Origin of the sequence: Bradyrhizobium sp. CCBAU 53338 (assembly GCF_015291665.1) — a bacterium.
GTDB lineage: Bacteria > Pseudomonadota > Alphaproteobacteria > Rhizobiales > Xanthobacteraceae > Bradyrhizobium.
Genome location: NZ_CP030048.1, coordinates 1,453,791 through 1,475,121 on the forward strand (window position 1 = coordinate 1,453,791; position 21,331 = coordinate 1,475,121).

At 63.8% G+C, this 21,331-nt stretch carries 17 protein-coding genes; 6 read left to right on the plus strand and 11 right to left on the minus strand.

Features of this window, described 5'->3' with window-relative positions:
- Window positions 1–5: 5 nt before the first annotated feature.
- A complete protein-coding gene (locus XH90_RS06980) occupies window positions 6–1,952 on the minus strand; it encodes a maltotransferase domain-containing protein (RefSeq protein ID WP_194479850.1) in 1,947 nt (648 codons plus the stop codon).
- Between the two features lie 204 nt (window positions 1,953–2,156).
- Here XH90_RS06980 and malQ point away from each other — a divergent pair, with 204 nt between their 5' ends.
- Complete coding sequence (malQ, locus tag XH90_RS06985; protein ID WP_194479851.1) at window positions 2,157–4,133, plus strand: 4-alpha-glucanotransferase; 1,977 nt, start codon at window positions 2,157–2,159, stop codon at window positions 4,131–4,133.
- Window positions 4,134–4,177: 44 nt separating this feature from the next.
- Window positions 4,178–5,980: a glycoside hydrolase family 15 protein gene (locus XH90_RS06990; protein WP_194479852.1), complete on the plus strand. Its 1,803-nt coding sequence runs from the start codon at window positions 4,178–4,180 to the stop codon at window positions 5,978–5,980.
- A gap of 80 nt (window positions 5,981–6,060) precedes the next feature.
- Here XH90_RS06990 and XH90_RS06995 read toward each other — a convergent pair whose 3' ends face one another.
- The 6 genes from XH90_RS06995 to XH90_RS07020 are packed head-to-tail and all read right to left on the minus strand — an operon-like array spanning window position 6,061 to window position 13,562.
- Window positions 6,061–6,873 (minus strand): HAD family hydrolase, encoded by an 813-nt coding sequence (locus tag XH90_RS06995; protein ID WP_194479853.1) that lies wholly within the window; start codon window positions 6,871–6,873, stop codon window positions 6,061–6,063.
- A gap of 15 nt (window positions 6,874–6,888) precedes the next feature.
- Window positions 6,889–7,428, minus strand: a complete 540-nt coding sequence (locus tag XH90_RS07000; RefSeq protein ID WP_194479854.1) for a gluconokinase — start codon at window positions 7,426–7,428, stop codon at window positions 6,889–6,891.
- The gene (gene pgl, locus XH90_RS07005) at window positions 7,415–8,164 is read right to left on the minus strand and encodes a 6-phosphogluconolactonase (RefSeq protein WP_194482609.1); all 750 of its coding nucleotides are present in this window, start codon (window positions 8,162–8,164) and stop codon (window positions 7,415–7,417) included. Before pgl ends, XH90_RS07000 begins: the two co-directional genes overlap by 14 nt.
- Window positions 8,164–9,675, minus strand: coding sequence for a glucose-6-phosphate dehydrogenase (gene zwf / locus XH90_RS07010; RefSeq protein ID WP_194479855.1), 1,512 nt, complete (start codon window positions 9,673–9,675; stop codon window positions 8,164–8,166). Before zwf ends, pgl begins: the two co-directional genes overlap by 1 nt.
- A 25-nt stretch (window positions 9,676–9,700) precedes the next feature.
- Window positions 9,701–10,699 carry a phosphogluconate dehydrogenase (NAD(+)-dependent, decarboxylating) gene (gene gnd, locus XH90_RS07015; RefSeq protein ID WP_194479856.1) on the minus strand — a complete coding sequence of 333 codons (999 nt, stop codon included), beginning with the start codon at window positions 10,697–10,699 and terminating at the stop codon, window positions 9,701–9,703.
- Between the two features lie 13 nt (window positions 10,700–10,712).
- A complete protein-coding gene (locus XH90_RS07020; protein WP_194479857.1) occupies window positions 10,713–13,562 on the minus strand; it encodes a bifunctional transaldolase/phosoglucose isomerase in 2,850 nt (949 codons plus the stop codon).
- 289 nt (window positions 13,563–13,851) lie between these two features.
- Between XH90_RS07020 and XH90_RS07025 the strand changes: the two genes are divergently transcribed.
- The 4 genes from XH90_RS07025 (at window position 13,852) to XH90_RS07040 (ending at window position 19,585) form a co-directional block, all read left to right on the plus strand.
- Window positions 13,852–14,511: an STM3941 family protein gene (locus XH90_RS07025; protein WP_194479858.1), complete on the plus strand. Its 660-nt coding sequence runs from the start codon at window positions 13,852–13,854 to the stop codon at window positions 14,509–14,511.
- Window positions 14,512–14,809: 298 nt separating this feature from the next.
- Window positions 14,810–16,753 (plus strand): PrkA family serine protein kinase, encoded by a 1,944-nt coding sequence (locus XH90_RS07030; RefSeq protein WP_194479859.1) that lies wholly within the window; start codon window positions 14,810–14,812, stop codon window positions 16,751–16,753.
- Window positions 16,754–16,766: 13 nt separating this feature from the next.
- On the plus strand, window positions 16,767–18,050 hold the full coding sequence (locus XH90_RS07035; protein WP_246755707.1) for a YeaH/YhbH family protein: 1,284 nt from the start codon (window positions 16,767–16,769) through the stop codon (window positions 18,048–18,050).
- Window positions 18,047–19,585, plus strand: a complete 1,539-nt coding sequence (locus tag XH90_RS07040) for a SpoVR family protein (protein ID WP_194479860.1) — start codon at window positions 18,047–18,049, stop codon at window positions 19,583–19,585. Before XH90_RS07035 ends, XH90_RS07040 begins: the two co-directional genes overlap by 4 nt.
- A gap of 197 nt (window positions 19,586–19,782) precedes the next feature.
- Here XH90_RS07040 and XH90_RS07045 read toward each other — a convergent pair whose 3' ends face one another.
- From XH90_RS07045 to XH90_RS07060, 4 genes are read right to left on the minus strand one after another with little or no spacing between them, the layout of a single operon-like run.
- Window positions 19,783–20,220 carry a DUF1801 domain-containing protein gene (locus tag XH90_RS07045; RefSeq protein WP_194479861.1) on the minus strand — a complete coding sequence of 146 codons (438 nt, stop codon included), beginning with the start codon at window positions 20,218–20,220 and terminating at the stop codon, window positions 19,783–19,785.
- On the minus strand, window positions 20,217–20,438 hold the full coding sequence (locus tag XH90_RS07050; protein WP_194479862.1) for a hypothetical protein: 222 nt from the start codon (window positions 20,436–20,438) through the stop codon (window positions 20,217–20,219). Before XH90_RS07050 ends, XH90_RS07045 begins: the two co-directional genes overlap by 4 nt.
- Window positions 20,439–20,483: 45 nt before the next feature.
- Window positions 20,484–20,915, minus strand: a complete 432-nt coding sequence (locus XH90_RS07055; RefSeq protein WP_194479863.1) for an SRPBCC domain-containing protein — start codon at window positions 20,913–20,915, stop codon at window positions 20,484–20,486.
- Window positions 20,912–21,235 (minus strand): helix-turn-helix transcriptional regulator, encoded by a 324-nt coding sequence (locus XH90_RS07060; protein WP_194479864.1) that lies wholly within the window; start codon window positions 21,233–21,235, stop codon window positions 20,912–20,914. The genes XH90_RS07055 and XH90_RS07060 overlap by 4 nt, the downstream gene beginning before the upstream one ends.
- Window positions 21,236–21,331 lie beyond the last annotated feature (96 nt).

A 21,331-nucleotide genomic window follows, 5' to 3' on the forward strand; every position in this document is an offset into this window, starting at 1 on the left:
GATCCTTACGCCAGGCAGCGGAAGAGCAGGGCCGGATCGCGGTCGGGATCGATACGCAACCTGATCCCGCCCCATTCGATGCGGGACTGTTCGCCTGTCATGAGATTTTCGATTGTCGTGACGGGGCGGCGTTCGCCGCCGACGTCGATGGTGAGGTCGCCGAGGGGCAACCAGAATTCGCGTACATGGCGCGAGAGGGCGATGGCCGCGACGACCATGTTGGCCGGCTCGGCTGCTTCCTTGACGAAAGCAATCGTCTCGCCGTCTTCGATGCCGAGGAAGCGCAGGTTCGTGGTCTGCTGGAGCGCGGAATTGTCGTTGCGGATGCGGTTGAGCGCGGTGATCCAGGGCTTGATATTGCCGGGCTTGTCCCAGTCGCGCTGGCGGATCTCGTACTTCTCGGAATCCCGATATTCTTCGTGGCCGGGAATCGCCTCGTGCTCGAGCAGTTCGAAGCCGCTATAGAGGCCGTAATTGCCCGACAGCATCGCGGCCAGCGCGACGCGCGACTTGAACATCCAGGCTTCGCCGCTCTGGAGATGATAGGGCAGCAGGTCAGGCGTATTGACGAACAGGTTCGGCCGATAGAAGTCCCGCTCGGGATACCGCGAGAGCTCGCCGAGATATTGCTCCAGCTCCCACTTCCCGGTGCGCCATGGGAAATAGCTGAAAGACTGGGCGAAGCCGAGCTTGGCAAGGCCCTTCATCAGCTTCGGCCGCGCAAAGGTCTTGGAGAACAGGATCACCTCGGGCTGCCGCGCGCGGATGTCGCGGATCAGCCACTCCCAGAACGGCAGCGGCGCAGTGTCGTGATTGTCGATCGCGAAGATGGTGACGCCGTGGTCGATCCAGAACAGCATGGCGTCGCGGAACGCATTCCACAGCCCGATCCGGTCGACGGAGGCAAAATCGGGGATGACGATGTCCGAATAGGGACCATCCGCCACCCGTACCGAACGGTCAGGCCGCCATTTGAACCATTCCGGGTGCTGCGTCAGCCAGGCATGATCCGGCGAGCATTGCACCGCGAAGTCGAGCGCGATCTCGAGGCCGTATTCGAGGCAGGTCGCGACCAGCGCGCGGAAATCCTCGATGGTGCCGAGCTCGGGATGCAGCGCATCGTGCCCGCCCTCCGCCGAGCCGATCGCGTAGGGCGAGCCGGGCTCACCCTCGGTTGCGACGGGCGCATTGTTGCGGCCCTTGCGCCTTGTGCGGCCGATCGGATGGATCGGCGTGAAATAGAGCACGTCAAAACCCATCGCGGCGATATCGGGCACGCGCGCGATACAGTCGCGCAGCGTGCCGTGCTGGCCGGCAACCGCGCTCTGGCTGCGCGGCATCATCTGATACCAGGCGCCGAAGCGCGCTTTGTCGCGGTCGATGACGAGCGGGAAGTTCGGCGAGCGGGTCAGGTCGGGCCGCGCCTGGCTCTCGGCCATGGCCTCGCTCAGCTCATTCGCCAGCAGCGGCGTGACATCGCCGCTGCCGAGATAGTCTTCGCACTGTCTGACGATGACATCAGCGGCGTCCTGTCCCGCGCCATGCGCCTTGGTCAAGAGGCCCGCGCCCTCGATGGCATCGAGCGTGATGTCGCCGCCGGACAGTTGCTTGCGTTCGACCCCGTGACGCCAGGTGGCGAATTCGTCGGTCCAGGCTTCGATCGCATAGACATATTGGCCCGGCTCGGTCGGCACGAACGCGCCGGACCAGCGATCATCGGCATGATGGGTCATCGGCTCGCGCCGCCATTCCCGATCCTGCTCACCACGCCAGACCAGCGCGGCGCTGATGCTGGCATCGCCGTCGCGGTAGATGTCGGCCCACACCTCGACCCGATCGCCCGCGATCCGCTTCACGGCAAAGCGGCCGCCATCGATCAAGGGATAGACGTCTTCGATCAGGAAAGCGCTGCCGGCAGCGGCACTCTCGACAGTTTGAATTGTCTTGTTCACGGTGATGCCATTGACAAGAAAGCAGGAGCCCGTTTCCCTTGTCGGGAACCTACGCTTGATACCAGTATAGAAAGCCGCTTGTGTGTCATTGGTTCCCATGGGAACGGCAGGCGCGGTTTGCGAGTTACCCCTGGCTAACCTCTTCCGCGACCTCGTTAAAATCGATACCCCCGGCCGATCAAAGGCCTGCAAGCTGCGTGCCGAATGGATCTTTTAGCTCAAGCCCGGATCAAGGGCGTCCAATCCGAATTCGTCGATGCCCTCGGCAAGCTGCGGGTCACCGCGCCCGAGGCGCTGAAATCGATCCTCGATGCCCTGCCGGAGAAACGAGTTTACCGTTTCGTCAGCGGGCCGGTCGTGGTTCGCGCGCTGGGCAATCCGCGCACCGAACTTGCGTCCGTTGGCGCGGCGCCGCTGCAGTGGACAATCACCGGCAATGGCCAAATCAGTGAACCCAGTGTGATCGGACAGGGCGAGACGCGCGAGCCCGTGATCGCCTGGCCCGCCGGCCTGCCGCTCGGCTATCACCGGCTGACGCTGACCGATGCGGCGGGCACGACGGAAGAGGTGCCGATGATCGTGGCGCCCGAGCGCGCCTTCGGCGGTGATTTCGACCGCGGCTGGCTGCTGGCGGTGCAGCTCTACAGCGTCCGCTCCGACCGCAATTGGGGCATCGGCGATTTCACTGATCTCGCCGGCTTGGTCCGATTGGCCGAGCAGCTCGGCGCCGATGGCGTCGGGCTCAATCCGCTGCATGTGCTGTTCGACGATCATCCGGCCGATTGCAGTCCCTATTCGCCGAACAGTCGGCTGTTTCTCAATCCGCTCTACATCGACGTCGAGGCCATCCCGGAATTCTCCGTCGACCTCGTCCCGGACGCAGCCGCGACCGCCGCGCGGCTGCGCGAGGGTGATCGTGTCCCTTATGCCGACATGGCGGCGCTAAAGTGGCTGGGGCTGCGCGCTACCTTTGACAGTTTCGTGAAAACCGCGACCGGTGTCCGCCGCAACCAGTTCGATGCCTTCCGCGCCGACCGGGGCGCCTTGTTGTCGCGCTTTGCCTGCTTCGAGGTGATGCGGCATCGTTTCAACGTGCCGTGGTGGGAATGGCCGGTGGAATGGCGGCAGCCGGACGATGCCAAATGCGCCGGCTTGCGCAACGGACCAGACAAGCACGAAGTCGAGTTCGTCGAATTCGTGCAGTGGACGGCGGACAGCCAGTTGCACGCGGCGAAGGCGCTGTCGGCCGAGCTCGGCATGCGCGTCGGGCTCTATCTCGACGTCGCCGTCGGCGTACAGTCCAACGGCTTCGACGCCTGGAACGAGCAGGCGGCGATCTCGCGCCACCTTGCGGTCGGCGCGCCGCCTGACGTGCTCAACACGGTCGGGCAGGATTGGGGCCTCGCGGGCTTCAACGCGGGCGGCCTCGAGGCGCAATCCTTCGTGCCGTTCGCCGACATGGTGGCCGCCTCGATGCGGCATGCCGGCGCCATCAGGCTCGATCACGTGCTCGGCTTGAAGCGGCTGTACTTGGTGCCCCGCGGTTTCAAGCCTGATAACGGCGCCTATGTGCAGATGCCGCTCGAGGCGCTGCTCGCCGCCGTCGTGCGCGAGAGCGTCACCCACAAATGCATCGTGATCGGCGAAGACCTCGGCACCGTGCCGGAAGGGTTTCGCGAGACCATGCAGGATTTCGGCATCTGGTCCTACCTCGTCATGATGTTCGAGCGCGACGATGCCGGTCATTTCCGCAATGTCGACCACTACCGGCCGAACGCGCTGGTCACGCTGAACACGCATGATCTCTGCACCTATGCCGGCTGGCGCTCCTTCAGCGATCTCAAGATGAAGCGCTCGCTCGGGCTCGATCCCGGCGAGGACGACCAGGGGCGCTGGAATGCGCTCGGCGGGCTCGACGATGTCCTGCGCCAGAACGGCATCAACGCCAACGACCTCTATTCGGTGCTCAATTTCCTGTCGCGCACGCCGTCGCGGCTGCTTGCGGTGTCGATGGAGGATCTGCTCGGCGTGATCGACCAGCCCAACATTCCCGGCACGATCGACGAACATCCGAACTGGCGCCAGCGTCTGCCCATTGCGCTGGACAAGATCGCCTCGAAGGTTGACCTCACGGCCTTGAGAGCCGCGACGCGGGAACGTTCGCTGCACGGCGGGAGTTGATCCGGCGGGGTTTCCAAGGCCCGCTTTGCAAGGCTCGCAACACATTGTCACAGAAGATCGAGGACTATGCGCTGATCGGCGACTGCGAGACCGCAGCGCTGGTCGGGCGTAACGGCTCGATCGACTGGCTGTGCTGGCCGGCCTTTGATTCCGATGCCTGCTTTGCTGCCATCCTCGGCACGCGCGAGAATGGCCGTTGGCTGGTTGCGCCGGCCGACGAGGTCACGACGACTTCGCGCCGCTATCTCGGCGATACCCTGATCCTCGAAACGCGCTTTGAGACCAAAGGCGGCACCGTCGCCCTGGTCGATTTCATGCCGCCGCGCGGCAAGGCCTCCGACATCGTGCGGCTGGTGCGCGGCCTCAAGGGCAGGGTGAAGATGCGGATGGAGCTCGTGATCCGCTTCGGCTTCGGCGTCGACATTCCCTGGGTGCGGCGGATCGACCATTCGCTGATGGCCATTGCCGGCCAGGACATGACGGTGCTGCGCACGCCAGTCGAGACGCGCGGCGAGGATCTGACCACGGTGTCCGATTTCGAGGTCAGGGACGGCGAGACCGTGCCGTTCGTGCTGACCTACGGCCCTTCGCATCTCGCTCCGCCCCAGGCGATCGACCCTGAGCTCGCGCTTCAGGAGACCGAGAAGTTCTGGAAGGAATGGAGCGGCCGCTGCGATCGCAAGGGCGACTACCATCATCTCGTCATGCGTTCGCTCATCACGCTGAAAGCGCTCACCTTCGGCCCAACCGGCGGCATCGTCGCCGCGCCGACCACCTCGCTGCCCGAAAAGCTCGGCGGTGCCAGGAACTGGGACTACCGCTTCTGCTGGCTGCGTGATGCCACCTTCACGCTGCTGGCGCTGATGAACTCGGGCTATTCCGAGGAAGCCCTGGCCTGGCACAATTGGCTGCTGCGCGCCGCGGCCGGCTCGCCCGCCAACATGCAGATCATGTACGGCATCTGGGGCCAGCGGCGGCTGCTGGAATGGGAAGCGGGCTGGCTCGACGGCTATGAGCGCGCCAAGCCCGTGCGCGTCGGCAATGCCGCGCATGCGCAGCTTCAGCTCGACGTCTACGGCGAGTTGATCGACGCCTTCCACCAGTCGCGCATGGCCAAGCTCAAGCTCGATGACGAGGCGACCTGGGCGCTGGAATGCGCCGTGCTCCAGCATCTCGCCGAGGTCTGGGACCAGGCCGATCACGGCATCTGGGAGCGCCGCGGCCAGCCCAGGCATTACGTTTTCTCAAAAGTGATGACCTGGGTTGCGTTCGACCGCGCCATCAAGAGCGCCGAGACGTTCGGCTTCAAGGCGCCGCTCTTGCACTGGCGCGCCCTGCGCGAAGCGATTCATCGCGACGTGTGCAACAAGGGGTTTGACGCGGAGGAGGGGGCCTTCGTCGAGTCCTACGGCTCGAAACTGCTCGATGCCAGTGTGCTGCTGCTCCCGGGAGTCGGTTTCCTGCCGGCATCGGACCCGCGTATCCGCGGCACCATTGCCGCCGTCGAGAAGCACATGATGCGGGATGGCTTCGTGCTTCGCCACGATCCGCGCGAAACCTCGGAGGAGACCCAGCCGATCGAGGGTGCGTTCCTGGCCTGTACATTGTGGCTGGCCGATGCCCATGTGCTCGCCGGCGATGTCGACAAGGCGCAGGCGCTGTTCGATCGTATCGCGGCGCTCGCAAACGATATCGGGCTGCTGGCCGAAGAGTACGACTCCGTCGCACGCCGCCAGACCGGCAATTTCCCGCAAGCGCTGACTCACATCGCGCTGATCAACACCGCGCATAATCTCTCGGCGGCAAGGCACGCCAGCGACAAGCCGGCGATGCAGCGGTCGAAATAGATCGGCGGGGCATGTCCTTCACCTCTCCCCGACGGGGGAGAGGTGAACCATCAGCGGCGACTGACCCGAACGATCAAGCTCTAACCCACCCCGTTCCGCTTCAAAATCATCTCCATCGCCTCGGCAAAACCATCCTGCTCGTTGGTCGCGGTGACGTTGGTGGCCTGGTCCTTGACGCTGTCGGTGGCGTTGCCCATGGCGATCGAGGTGCCGCTGACACGGAACATGGCAAGGTCGTTCTGCATGTCACCGATGGTGGCGACCGCATCCAGGGAAATGCCGAGGCGCCTGGCCATCGCCTCAACGAACGTGCCCTTGTTGACGCCGGGCGGGGTGATGTCGAGATAGTAGGTCTGCGAGCGGACCGCGGTCGCAGCGCTGCCGAGCGCCTGCTGCATCGCTTTCTCGCAGGCCTCGAGGCCTGCCGCATCGGCGCTGGCACCGACGATCTTGCAGGCGCCGGCGAGATACGGCGAAAAATCCGTCACGATGGTCGGGTCGGAGCGGATCGTGTGCTGCTCATGCGCGACGTATTTGCCGCTGGGGTTGTCGATCAGCCATTTGTCGTAGGTGAACAGCCAGATGTCGGCGCCGAACTCCCGCAGGATCTGCAAGCTGCGCTCGGCCGCGTCTTTCGGGATCAGGTGCTGTTCGACCGGATTCATCTCGGGATCGACGATCGACGAGCCGTTGAACGGGCCGACCGGCAGCCACAGCGCCAGCGGCTCGATCAAGAAGCGCATGCCGATCGCCGGGCGGCTGGAGGTGATGGTGAAGCCGATGCCGGCCCGGTGCAGCCGCAGCACAGCGGACCGCGCGCCGTCCGTCAGCGTCTTGTCCTTTGTGAGCAGCGTGCCGTCGACGTCGGAAACGACCAGAGAGATCTTCGTCATGGCAGGACCTTGGAGTTATCCGGCTTTGCTTTTGCCGCCGTCGATTTTCAGCTGCCGTACGATACCGTCGACGATCGCCTCGACCGATTCGTCGATCGAGGCCGTGATGACATGCTCGCTCGCCTCCGGCGGCTCCAGCGTGCTGAACTGGCTGGTGAGAAGCCCGGGCGGCATGAAATGGCCCTTGCGGTGCGCGAGCCGGTCGGCAATCAGCTCCTGCGTGCCCTTCAGGAACACGAAGCGCACGTCGTCACGTCCGCGCAGCAGCACGTCGCGATAGGTATGCTTGAGCGCCGAACAGGCGATGATGACGTGCTCGCCCTCGTTGCAGACCCGCGAGATCTCGTCGGCGATGGCGTTGAGCCAGGGCCAGCGGTCCTCGTCGGTGAGGGGGTGGCCGGCCCGCATCTTCTCGACATTGCTTGCGGGGTGAAAGCTGTCGCCGTCCTCGAACCGCCAGCCGAGACGCTCGCCGAGCGCCTCTGCAACCGTGCTCTTGCCCGAGCCCGACACGCCCATCACGATCAACGCACAAGGTGCTTTAACGCCCGCCACGAATTCCCTCCGGAAGCGCGCCCCTGTCGACCATCCAGACGGTCTCACCATTCGAGCGCGCGCGTAACGCCGGCAGATTCTCGCCATTGAGCAGGCGCGTCAAGATCGGCAGCTTGTCATGCCCTGCAATCTCGAACAGCATCTCGCGGCAGGCCGCCAGCGCGGGAAGCGTCAGCGAGACCCGCGGCACGAAGGGCGCGACATTGGCCTTGGGGACCCCGACCACCCAGCGCGCGGTCTCCTCGACCGCGGGATAGCCCGGGAAGAGCGAGGCGGTGTGGCCATCAGGGCCGGCGCCCATCAGGACCATGTCGAACAGCGGCCGCGCCGGGTCGAGGCGTTCAGACCCATAGAACGCCTTCAGCTCGCGCGCATAGGTTTCGGCGCTCTCGTCCGGAGTCTCGGCCGTGGTCGGGATCGGATGGATGTGATCGGCGGGTGCGTTGCGATCCAGAAACGTCGTGCGGGCAACCGTCATGTTGTTGAGGGGATCGGTCGCGGGGACAAACCGCTCGTCGCCGATGAACCAGTGCACGCGACCCCAGGGGATCTTGTCGCGATATGCGTCGCTGCCCAGCAGCTGATACAGCTTCCTTGGGCTCGAACCGCCGGTGAGGCAGATCGCGATGCGGCCAGGATTGGCTGCCATCCGCGCCACGACCCGTTCGGCAGCGGCTTGCGCCATGGCCTCGGCGTCGGCGACGACGATCAGCTTCGGCAGGTCGGCCGCCGCCATCATGAAAACTTCCGCCAGCTGCGGCCGTCGCGGCGCAGCAGCTCGTCTGCACATTTCGGACCGTCGCTGCCGGCCTCATAGGTCTCGATGCCGTTGCTGCCTGCGTTCTTCCAGGCGTCGAGGAACGGTTGCACGGCCGCCCAGCCGGCCTCGATGCCGTCGGCGCGCTGGAACAGGATGTTGTCGCCGATCATGCAGTCGTAGATCAGCGTCTCGTAGCCGGTGGACGGATCGGCGCGGAAATAGTCGCCGTACTTGAACTTCATTTCGACGCCGTCGATGGTGATGCTGGGCCCCGGAATCTTGGCGTTGAACTGAAGCTCGATGGTCTCGGTCGGCGCGATGCCGACGGTGAGGAAGTTTTGCGAGAGACGGTCGACCGTCGTTCCCGAAAACATCGACAGCGGTGCCTGCTTGAACTTGATCGCGACTTCCGTGCGCTTGTGACCGAGCGCCTTGCCGGTGCGAAGGTAGAACGGCACGCCCGCCCAGCGCCAATTGTCGATCATCAGCTTGAGCGCGACGAAGGTCTCGGTGGTGCTGCCGGGTTTGACATCCTCGGTCTTGCGGTAGTCCGGAATCTCGTCGTCACCGATGCGTCCTGCGAGATATTGCGCGCGAACGGAGTTCTTCAGCGCTTCCTCGTGACTCGGCTGCTGGATCGAGGTCAGCACTTCGGCCTTCTCGGAGCGCACGGAATGGGCGTCGAAGCGGGCCGGCGGCTCCATCGCGACCAGCGACATCAGCTGGAACAGATGGTTCGGCACCATGTCGCGCAGCGCGCCGGTGGCGTCGTAGAACCCGCCGCGATGACCGACGCCGAGCTTCTCCTCCACCGTGATCTGGATGTGGTCGATATGGTTGCGGTTCCAGATCGGTTCGAACATCCCGTTGGCGAAGCGCAGCACCAGAATGTTCTGCACCGTCTCCTTGCCGAGATAATGGTCGATCCGGTAGATCTGGTGCTCGTCCATCATCTTCAGCAGCTCGGCGTTCAGCGCCTTGGCCGAGGCGAGGTCGGTGCCAAAAGGCTTCTCGATCACCAGCCGCCGCCAGGCACCGTTCTCCTTCATCATCCCGGTGCGGCCGAGCTCGCGTGCGGTCGGCGCGAATGCGGCCGGCGGCGTCGCCAGATAGAACAGGCGGTTGCCACCGGTGTCCTGGGCGCATTCCAGCGAATCCAGGTGTTCGCGCAGGCGATCGAACGAGGGCGGGTCCTTTGCGTCCGCCTCGACGAAGGTCACGCATTCCAGCAGCTTGCGGGCGATGTCGTCGTCCACGGGCCGCGTCGCGAACTGGCGCAGCCCCTTCGACAGGCTGTCGCGCAGTTCGTCATCCGACTGACCCTTGCGGGCCACGCCGACGACGCAGAATTTTTCCGGCAACAGGTGCTCGGCCGCGAGATTGTAGAGTGACGGCATCACCAGGCGATGGGTGAGGTCGCCGGTGACACCAAAAATCACGAAGGCGCAGTTTTCCGGCTTGCGCTTGGCTTGCGGGTCTTTTGTCACGAACTGATGGCCTTCGCTTTGTTGCTTACTTGGTCTTCGAGGCGTCCGGCTGCTTCGGCTCCTTGTGGCCGCCGAACCCTGCGCGCATCGCAGAGAGAATCTTTTCGGCGAAGGTGTGTTCCTGGCGCGAACGGAAACGGGTATAGAGCGCCGCGGTCAGGACTTCGGCGGGCACCGCCTCGTCGATCGCCGCATTCACGGTCCAGCGTCCTTCGCCGGAATCTTCCACGAAGCCGGAGTATTCGGCGAGCTGCGGGCTGTCGGCGAGTGCGGTCGAGGTGAGGTCGAGCAGCCAGGACGGGATCACGCTGCCGCGCCGCCAGACTTCGGCGATGTCGGCGAGATCGAAATCGTAGCGATGATCGGCGGGCAAGGCGTCGATGTTGGCGTTCTTGAGGATATCGAAGCCTTCGGCATAGGCCTGCATCAGGCCGTATTCGATGCCGTTGTGGATCATCTTGACGAAATGGCCGGCGCCAACAGGGCCGGCATGGATGTAGCCCTGCTCGATGCGGGGATCGCGTCCCTCGCGTCCCTCGGTGCGCGGAATGTCGCCGGCGCCGGGCGCAAGGGCCGCGAAGATCGGATCGAGGCGGTCCACGACGGGCTTCTCGCCGCCGATCATCATGCAATAGCCGCGGTCGAGACCCCAGACGCCGCCTGACGTGCCGACGTCGACATAGTGGATGCCGCGCGCCTTCAGGGCCTTGCCGCGACGGACGTCGTCCTGCCAGAACGTGTTGCCGCCGTCGATGATGACGTCGCCGTCCTGCATCACGCCGGCGATCGTCTCGATCGTCTGCTCGGTGATGCGGCCCGCAGGCAGCATCACCCACGCCGTGCGCGGCCGCTCCAGTTTCGAGATGAACTCTTCCAGTGTTGCCGAGCCGACCGCGCCGTCAGCGGCAAGCCCGGCGACGGCCTTGGCGTCCTTGTCATAGACCACGGTCGAATGTCCGTGGCGCATCAGCCGGCGAACGATGTTGCCGCCCATCCGGCCGAGGCCGATCATGCCGAGTTGCATGTGAGAGATTCCCTTAATTCAGTGCGTCGTTGAGCGCGGCATTGAGCGCGGCGAGACCTTTCTTCAGCGGCCCCTTCAGGTGCACCCGCAGCGCGCGCCGGCCGCGCTCGGTGAGCACGTCGAAATCGCCGCGGGCCTGCGCCGCCTTGATCACGCCGAAGCTGGCCTTCTGGCCCGGCACGGCGAGATCCTTGGCGTCGTCGGCGGTGATCTGGAGGAACACGCCGCTGTCGGGCCCGCCCTTGTAGGCCTGGCCCGTCGAGTGCAGGAAGCGCGGGCCGAACTCGGCGGCGGTTGCCAGATGCCGCTTTTCGAGCACGGCCGTCCGCATCTCCTGGAGTGCCTCGATCGTGGCCTTGTCGCGCGCGATATAGCCGAGCAGGGCAAAATAGTCGCCGCGCCGCGAGCGCGTGATATGCGCCTTGAGCCAGGAGGTGAGGTCGCCATTGGCTCCCATCGTGCGAAGCGCGGCGGCGTTGGTGTCGTTGGTATAGAGATCGAACTCTTTGGTGCTGACGACCGGCTCTTCGGGAGGCAGCGCACCGGTCTTCTCGTAGGCCGACGTCAATTCGCGGGTCTTGATCTTGGCTGCTTCCACGTCGGGCTGGTCGAACGGATTGATGCCGAGGATCGCACCCGCCACCGCCGTTGCCATCTCGAAGCGGAAGAACTCCTGACCGAGATGGTCGATCGATTTCATCACGATGCGCACGACGGGGTGACCGGCCGCCTCGAGCGCAGCGAGCTTTGCGTCATGGCCGGCATCGGCCTCGCCTTCGGTGCGGATGTCGATGAAGAACCGGTCCGTACCGTAGACGGAGGGATCGCCCAGCGGCTCGCCGTCGATCGGGATCAGGCCCTTGCCTTCCTTGCCGGTCGATTCCGCGATCAGCTGCTCGGCCCAGGCGCCGAAATCGGCGATCTTCTTCGACGACAGGATCGTCACCTTGTCGCGGCCTTCGAGGCCGGCGAGGCCCATGGCGAGACCGAGCTGCACGCCCGGGTTCTCGCTCGGCGGCACGTCCGGTCCGCAGGAGCGGACCATCGAGAGCGCATGCTTGATGAAGGTCTTGACGTCGATGCCGGCGGTGGCCGCGGGCACGAGGCCGAACGGTGACAGCACCGAATAGCGGCCGCCGATCGAGGGTTCGCCATGGAAGATGCGGGCGTAGTTCAGCTTCCTGGCCGCCTTCTCCAGCGACGATCCGGGATCGGTCACCGCGATGAAGCGGAAGCCGGTCTTGGCCTTCGGGCCGAGCGCCTGCGCGACGCGCGCGTGGAAATAATCCTTCATCGCGTTCGGCTCGGTGGTGCCGCCGGACTTGCTGGAGACGATGAACACCGTGTTGGCGATGTCGATCTTGGCCTCCATCGCCCGCACCTGTGCCGGGTCGGTGGAATCCAGCACGTGCAGCTTCGGGAAGCCCGCCTTCCGCGCAAAGGTCTCGGCCAGCACCTCAGGGCCCAAGCTCGATCCGCCCATGCCGAGCACGACCGCATCAGAGAATTTCTGGCCCTTCACGCGGCTCGCATAGTCCTCATAGTCGGCGACGTCGGCCTTCGCCGCGCTGTCGAGCCAGCCGAGCCATTTGTCCTCGTCGGTCCCGGTCCAGACCGATTTGTCGCGCTGCCACAGCCTGCGGATCCTGGCCGATGCGCGCCATTCCTCGGTGCTCTTGGCCACGGCCTTGCCGAGGCCGTCGCCGAGCGAAAGCTGCTGGCGGTCGATCGCCGGCCCGAGCACGGTGGCGCGCTTGTGGGCGACCGCGCCGTAGAGCTTGTCGGCGGCGTCGGCGAACAGCTTGACGCCGTCCTTGACCAGTTCCTCGGTGATGGCGTCGAGCGAGATGCCGGAGCGCTCCAGCTCGTCCAGCACCCGGTGGGCGTCCTCGACATTCTCCTCGAGGCTGTCGCGCGGCTTGCCGTGGTCGCGGAACGCATCGAGCGTTGCCGGCGGCACGGTGTTGATGGTGTCGGGGCCGATCAGCTCCTCGACATAGAGCACGTCGCTGTAGTCCTTGTTCTTGGTCCCGGTCGAGGCCCACAGCATGCGCTGCGGCTTGGCGCCCCTGGCGGCAAGCTTCTCCCAGCGCGGCCCCGAGAACAGGCGCTTGTAGTCCTGGTAGGCCACCTTGGCGTTGGCGATCGCGATCTTGCCCTTCAGCGCGGCGAGCCGCTCCTTCTCGGACGGGTCATTGGCGCGGGCGATCTTCTCGTCGAGCTGCTTGTCGACCACGCTGTCGATGCGGCTGACGAAGAAGCTCGCCACGCTCGCGACATGGGAGGGGTCGCCGCCGCCGGCGACGTATTTTTCGAGGCCGGCAATATAGGCCTCGGCAACCTGGAGATAGACCGCCTTGGAGAACAGCAGCGTGATGTTGATGCTGATGCCATCGCCGATCAGCGCCTGGATCGCCGGCAGGCCCTCGACCGTCGCCGGCACCTTCACCATCAGGTTCTTGCGATTGACGTCCTTCCAGAGCCGCCGTGCCTCGGCGATCGTGCCTGATGTGTCCATTGCCAGATAGGGCGAGACCTCGAGGCTGACATAGCCGTCACGGCCTTTGAGTTTGTCATAGACCGGACGCAGCACGTCGGCGGCGTTCTGGATGTCCTCGACCGCGACCGCCTCGAACAAATCGGCCACGGTCCGGTCGCCGCGCTTCAGCGCCTTGCCGATCGGGGCGTCGTATTCGTCCGAGCTGCCGATCGCCTTCTCGAAAATGGAGGGATTGGAGGTGACGCCCTTGACGCCATCGGTGTCGATCAGCCGCTTCAGGTCGCCCTTGGCGATGAAGCCGCGGGCGAGGAAGTCCAGCCAGACGGCTTGTCCGTGCTTTTCCAGTTCTTTGACGGGATTCATGGTGCTTTTTATCTCCAAGCCTGCGGGCGGAGGGGGTTTCCGCGAGGGTCCTGACGCGCTATCCTTTAGCTCACATGCTCCCGGGAGGGAACCAATCCAGGGCGTAGGCGTCATACTCTCAGTTTAACTCCGTCGCGATCATGGCGATCCAGGCGGCTATCGCGGTTTTGCGTAATAAAAATTTGGCCGGGATGGTCGGCCGATGTCTTGTTGCGTGAGGTCGGTCTGTCGCGTCGGAGTGTCATCGGTGGATCATCGATCCGCCTGATCGTCATAGGCTGGGTCGCGAATGGCCATGCTGGGGGAAAGCATGCACGCACGTCCTGATGGCGTTGTCATCGCCGATAGCCGGCAATCGATCGCGCCGGCCGTCTGCATCGATGCATCCCATGATCTCGAAATCGGTCCATGTGTCATGCGCCTGCGGCTGCTGGTCGCGGCGGGCTTCGCGATGACGCTGTTGAGCGCAAATCTCGCCTTCGACTGGTGGGGCCACATCGGCGGTTACGACGGGGCGGTGGGTTATGTTGGTGTCGCGCTGTTCGGTCCCATCACCGCCTGGCTGATCTGGCTGCTGCCGACCGAACGCGGGCCGGTGCTGATCGTTACCCCCTACGGCATCCGCGACTTGCGGATCGGCAATGAATTTCTGCTCTGGGAGTTCATCTCGGATATCTCGGCCGAAGACATCAGGGGGCACAAGGCGATTGTGCTGACCCCGACGCCTGCCTTGCAGCGGCAGCTCGCTTGCATCCGCACCGCGGCGCGCGGCACACCGGACCGGATCGTCATCCGTTCGGAGGGGCTGGCGGCCGATTTTGACACACTGCTGCGCGCTTGCCGCGATTGTCATGCTGCACGGAGCCAGGCCGCTGCAGGCACTCGAGCCACCGCGTTGCAGCAGGAAGATGAACGCGGCACGCAAGGCATTGCCCTGCAAGCGTCATAAGTTTGCCGCTCGCGGATCGTCATGTTGCAGTGCCGGAGAGGCTCGCCCCGGTATTGCCCGGATGTGGCGAGCCAGTGACAAATTCTGGAAATACGCCAAGATGGTTGGAGATTCGCACAAATTACAGGCAAGTGCCTGTTCGTAGTTCAGCGAGTGCCTACCTTGTGCGTTGCGTCGTGTTGGCACCCGGGTGTCCAATGATCGTCATGTGCTCACGCTGATTCGAGAAGCGGCCTGAGGAACGGTCCAGTAACTGCTTTCGTTTCAGCTTGTAGCGGAACTCACGCGGAGAGGGATCATGTACAACGATTCTCTATTCAACGCTTTCGCTCGGTCGTTCGAGGCGAGAAGCCAGCACGACATGTCGATGGCGGAATACCTGGAATCGTGTCGAAGCGATCCCATGAAATACGCGAACGCGGCCGAACGGTTACTAGCGGCGATCGGCGAGCCTCAAACGATTGACACGGCCAAGGACCCACGCCTTGGCCGTATTTTTTTGAACCGCACGATCCGAACCTATCCGGCCTTCGCCGGCTTCTATGGCATGGAAGAGACGATCGAGCGCATCGTCGGATTCTTCCGGCACGCAGCGCAAGGTTTGGAAGAGCGCAAGCAGATCCTCTACCTGCTCGGCCCCGTCGGCGGCGGCAAGTCATCGCTCGCCGAGCGGCTGAAGTCGCTGATGGAAGTGCATCCGATCTACGTGCTCAAGGCCGGCGACGAGCTCTCGCCGGTGTTCGAGAGCCCGCTGAGCCTGTTCGATCCCGATCAGCTCGGGCCGATGCTGGAAGAGAAGTACGGCATTCCGCGCCGCCGCCTCACCGGCCTCATGAGCCCGTGGTGCTACAAGCGGCTGGAAGCCTTCGGCGGCGACATCTCGCAATTCCGCGTCGCCAAGATTCAGCCGTCGCGGCTGCGCCAGATCGCGATCGCCAAGACCGAGCCGGGTGACGAGAACAACCAGGACATCTCCTCGCTGGTCGGCAAGGTCGATATCCGCAAGCTCGAGACCTATGCGCAGAACGACCCCGACGCCTACAGCTATTCCGGCGGCCTCAATCGCGCCAACCAAGGCGTGCTCGAATTCGTCGAAATGTTCAAGGCGCCGATCAAGATGCTGCATCCGTTGCTGACCGCAACGCAGGAAGGCAATTACATCGGCACCGAGAATATCGGCGCGATCCCGTTCACCGGCGTCATCCTCGCGCACTCCAACGAAGCGGAGTGGGCGAGCTTCAAGGCCAACAAGAACAACGAAGCCTTCATCGACCGCATCTGTGTGATCAAGGTGCCCTATGTCCTGCGGGTCACCGAAGAGCAGAAGATCTACGAGAAGTTGATCCAGGGCTCCGAGCTGGCATCGGCGCCGTGTGCGCCGTCGACGCTGGAGACGATGGCGCGGTTTTCGGTGATGTCGCGCCTGCGCAAGCACGAGAATTCCACCGTGTTCGGCAAGATGCGGGTCTACGACGGCGAGAGCCTGAAGGAATCCGATCCGAAGGCGCGCAGCGTCCAGGAATATCGCGATGCCGCCGGCGTCGACGAAGGCATGGACGGCGTCTCCACCCGCTTCGCCTTCAAGATCCTGGCAGCGACCTTCAACCACGACCCGCAGGAAGTCGCCGCCGACGCCGTGCATCTGATGTACGCGCTGGAGCAGTCGATCCGCCGCGAGCAACTGCCGGAGGAAGTCGAGAAGCGCTATCTCGAATTCATCAAGGCCGAGCTTGCGCCGCGCTATGCCGAGTTCATCGGCAACGAGATCCAGAAAGCCTATCTGGAATCCTACTCCGATTACGGCCAGAACCTGTTCGACCGCTACGTCGACTACGCCGATGCCTGGATCGAGGATCAGGACTTCAAGGATCCCGACACCGGCCAGCTGCTCGATCGCGAACTGTTGAACCAGGAATTGACGAAAATCGAGAAGCCGGCGGGCATCGCCAACCCCAAGGATTTCCGCAACGAGGTCGTCAAATTCTCGTTACGCTCCCGGGCCCAGAACGGCGGCAAGAATCCGACCTGGACATCCTATGAGAAGATTCGCGATGTGATCGAAAAGCGGATATTCTCCCAAGTCGAGGACCTGCTTCCGGTCATCTCGTTCGGTTCGAAGAAGGACGGCGAGACGGAGAAGAAGCACGGCGAGTTCGTCGCACGCATGGTGGAGCGCGGCTACACCGAGCGTCAGGTTCGCCGACTGGTCGAATGGTACATGCGCGTGAAGCAAGCCGGTTGAGACGGATGAGAAAGTGGCCATTCACATTATTGACAGGCGCCTGAATCCAGGCGGCAAGAGTCTCGAGAACCGCCAGCGGTTCTTGCGTCGGGCCAAATCCCTGGTGCAGGGCGCCGTCAAGAAGACCTCGCAGGAACGCGACATCAAGGATGTCCTGGAGGGGGGTGAGGTCACGATCCCGCTGGACGGCATGCACGAGCCGCGGTTCCGCCGTGAGGGCGGGACCCGCGACATGGTGCTGCCCGGCAACAAGAAATTCATCGAGGGCGATTATCTCCAGCGCCAGGGCCAGGGCAGCGCCAAGGACTCGGGTCCGGGCGAGGGCGACAGCGAGGACGCCTTCCGCTTCGTGCTGAGTCGCGATGAATTCGTCGATCTCTTCCTCGACGATCTCGAATTGCCTGACCTCGCCAAGCGCAAGATCGCGCAGACCGAGAGCGAAGGCATCCAGCGCGCCGGCTACACCACGTCAGGTTCGCCCGCAAATATCTCGGTCAGCCGCACCGTGAAGCTGGCGCTCGCCCGCCGCATCGCGCTCAGGCGTCCCAGCAAGGACGAGATCGACGAGCTGGAAGCTGCGATCGCAGCCGCCACCGACGAGGACGAGCGTGCCGAACTCGTCGCCCAGCTCGAAAAGCTGAAGGCGAAGACCAAGCGCATCCCCTTCATCGATCCGCTCGACATCCGCTACCGCCGCTACGAGAAGGTGCCGCGGCCGGTCGCGCAGGCCGTGATGTTCTGCCTGATGGACGTCTCCGGCTCGATGTCCGAGCACATGAAGGATCTGGCGAAACGCTTCTACATGCTGCTCTACGTGTTCCTGAAGCGGCGCTACAAGCATGTCGAGATCGTCTTCATCCGCCACACCGACCGCGCCGAGGAGGTGGACGAGCAGACCTTCTTCTACGGCCCGGCCTCGGGCGGCACGCTGGTTTCCAGCGCGCTGCAGGCGATGCACGAGATCGTGCGCGAGCGCTTCAATCCGTCGGACTGGAATATCTACGCGGCGCAAGCTTCCGACGGTGACAACTCCTATTCCGACGGCGAGCTCACCGGCCTCTTGCTGACCGAGAAGATCCTGCCGGTCTGCCAGTTCTTCGCCTATCTCGAGGTCGGGGAGTCAGGTGGCAGCGCCTTCGACCTCTCCGATTCCTCGCTCTGGACTCTCTACGAGCGCCTGCGCAACGGCGGCGCACCGCTCTCGATGCGCAAGGTCTCTGAGCGCAGCGAGATCTTTCCGGTGTTCCACGATCTGTTCCAGCGCCGCGAAACTGCCCAGGAGAAAGCCGCTCCATGACGGAACGCTTGTTCGAAGGCGCCGATTGGGATTTCCACACCTTGCAGCGCATCACCGATGCCTGCGAGGAGGTGGCGATGAAGGATCTCGGGCTCGACGTCTACCCGAACCAGATCGAGGTCATCACCGCCGAGCAGATGCTGGATGCCTATTCGTCCGTCGGCATGCCGCTGTTCTACAAGCACTGGTCGTTCGGCAAGCATTTCGCGTATCACGAGGCGTCGTACCGCAAGGGCCTGATGGGCCTTGCCTATGAGATCGTCATCAACTCCTCGCCCTGCATCTCCTACCTGATGGAGGAGAACACGGCGACGATGCAGACGCTGGTGATCGCGCACGCCGCCTTCGGCCACAACCACTTCTTCAAGAACAACTACCTGTTCAAGCAATGGACCGATGCGGAAGGGATCCTGGATTATCTCGACTTCGCCAAGAACTACGTCATGCAGTGCGAGGAGCGCTATGGCCGCACCGAGGTCGAGCGCACGCTGGACGCCGCGCATGCGCTGATGTCGCACGGCATCGACCGCTATCCCGGCAAGAAGCAGCTGGATCTGCGCGAGGAGGAGAAGCGGGCAGGGCGCCGTCGCCAGCACGAGGAGGAAGTCTTCAACGACCTCTGGCGTACCGTGCCCAAGGGCGCCTCGAAGGCCCGGACCGCGATCTCGCTGGAACGGCGCCGCAAGCTGCTCGGCCTGCCGCAGGAAAACCTGCTCTATTTCCTGGAGAAGAGCGCGCCGCGCCTCGCTCCCTGGCAGCGCGAGCTGCTGCGCATCGTCCGTCACATCGCGCAGTACTTTTACCCGCAGAGCCAGACCAAGGTGATGAACGAGGGGACGGCGACCTACGTCCACTACCGCATCATGACCAGGCTGCATCAGCAGGGCCGCATCACCGACGGCAACTTCCTCGAATTCCTGGGCTCGCACACCAATGTGGTGTTCCAGCCCGAATTCGACGATCCGCGTTACTCCGGCTTCAATCCCTATGCGCTCGGCTTCGCCGTGATGCAGGACATCGAGCGCATCGTCACCAATCCGGAAGATGAAGATCGCGAGTGGTTCCCCGACATCGCCGGCAAGGGCGACGTGATGGGCGTGCTGCGCGACGTCTGGGCCAATTACCGCGACGAAAGCTTCATCGGCCAGTTCTTGAGTCCGAGGCTGATGCGGCATTTCCGCATGTTCCACCTCCACGACGATCCCGAGGAGCGCGCCGGCATCCGGGTCGACGCCATTCACGACGAGCGCGGCTTCCGCCGCGTCCGCCGCGAGCTGGCGCGGCAGCACGATGTCGGCTTCATCGACGCCAACATCGAGGTGGTCGACGTCGATCTCTCCGGCGACCGCCGGCTGATCCTGCATCACCGCGTCATCAAGGGCGCGCAGCTCAACGAGACCGACACCAAGCGCGTGCTCCAGCACCTCGCAGATCTCTGGACCTACGATGTCACGCTGATCGAGGTCGATGCCAACGACAAGGTGCTGCGCGAATACGTCGTCAGCCCACGCCCGATCCCGGCGGCGGTGGCGTGAGGCCGCTGATTGCGCGGCGGGATGCGCGTGAATGTGCCCTCGCCCCTTGTGGGAGAGGGCAACGACGCTGGTAGATGCAAACTCACTGGGGTGAGGGGTATCTCTCGGCATTTCCCTGCTGATAGAGACCCCTCATCCGGCGCGTCGCGCCACCTTCTCCCACAGGGGGAGAAGGGAAGACGACCGTGGCTGTACTCCTATTCGGAACGCTTTGCCGGCTTCGTCTTCGACATATTCAGCTCCACCGCCGCGCGGATCAGCGCCTTCAACGCCTTCTCGTTGATCTTCGCGCCCTCGCCGATGTCGATCGCGCGCCGCACGTTGCCGTCGAGGCTGGAGTTGAACAGGCCGGCCGCATCGTCCAGCGCCGCGCCCCTGGCAAAGGTCAGTTTCACCACCGCCTTGTAGGTCTCGCCCGTGCAGATGATGCCGTCGTGCTCCCACACGGGAACGCCGCGCCATTTCCATTCCTCGATGACATCAGGATCGGCCTCCTTGATCAGCGCGCGGATACGCTTCAGCGTCTCGCCGCGCCAGTCGCCGAGCTCCTTGATCCGGCCGTCGATCAGCTTCGAGGGTGACGGGACGTCCGCCTCCTTCACGCTGCTCTTCTTCGCGGTCACGGCTTTCTTCATGATCGTGCCTCGTTCACGCTGCTGCGACGACCAAGATAGGGCTGGGCAAACATGTATAGCCCGGTCGCAAGCAGCGGAATCAGCGGCACGAAGGCCATCAGGCCAATCCACGTCGCTTGAATCTGCATGGTCAGCGCAACGATGTTGGCGATGACGGCAAGTGTGAAGGCAATCGACAGCCAGCGATGGATCTGCCTGATCCACATGTTCGAACTCATCTAAAGTCTCCTCCGCGTAAAATCGGGATGGACGTCTGGGCCGGACTATTCGGTCCGCGCCAGCAGCTCGTCCAGCTTGGTGAAGAACTGCTTCCAGCCGGCATGCGCGCCGCCATAAGCCTGCTTCTGGCTGGGACGGAAGCCTGCCTGCTCGACGCGCAGATGCGTGCCTGATCCTTGCGGCGTCAGCGTGAACGTCACCACACTCTTGAGGTCGTAGGCCGCATCCTCATGCGTGAAATTCCAGGTGTAGGCGAGGGAACGCTGCGGCTCGATGGCGAGCACCTCGCAGTCGAGCACGCCACCCCATTCGCCGCGCAGATTGAAGCGGTGACCGACATCAGGCTTGAAGTCGTTCTTCATCAGCCATTCCTCGATCAGGTGCGGCTGGGTCAGCGCCCGCCACAGCCTTTCAGGCGGATAGGCGAATTCGCGCTCGATGATGACGGAACGTGTTTCGGTCGCAGCTTCGGTCATTGGTCCATCCTCTTCAGGAGATCGTCGAGCGCATCGAGCCGGTTCTGCCAGAACCCGGCCATCTGGCCGGTCCAGTCGATCAGCGGATTGAGCGCACCGGGCTGCGCGCTGTAGTGGGTCTGGCGTCCCTCGTGGCGGTCGCGCACCAGGCCCGCCTGTTTCAGCGCGCCGAGATGCTTTGACACCGCCGGCTGGGAAACCCCTGACAGCGCCGTCAGTGCCCCGACCGTCTGCTCGCCCTCGCGGCACAGCCGCTCGAAGATCCCCCGCCGGGTCGGATCGGCGAGCGTCCGGAACAGAAGATCGGGTGTGGTGGACATACGGAATCCATAACTCAATGGTTATGGATTAACTCATAACCGTAGGGTTATGGGTAAGTCAAGTGCCTCTCCACCGTCATTGCGGAGGACGAGATG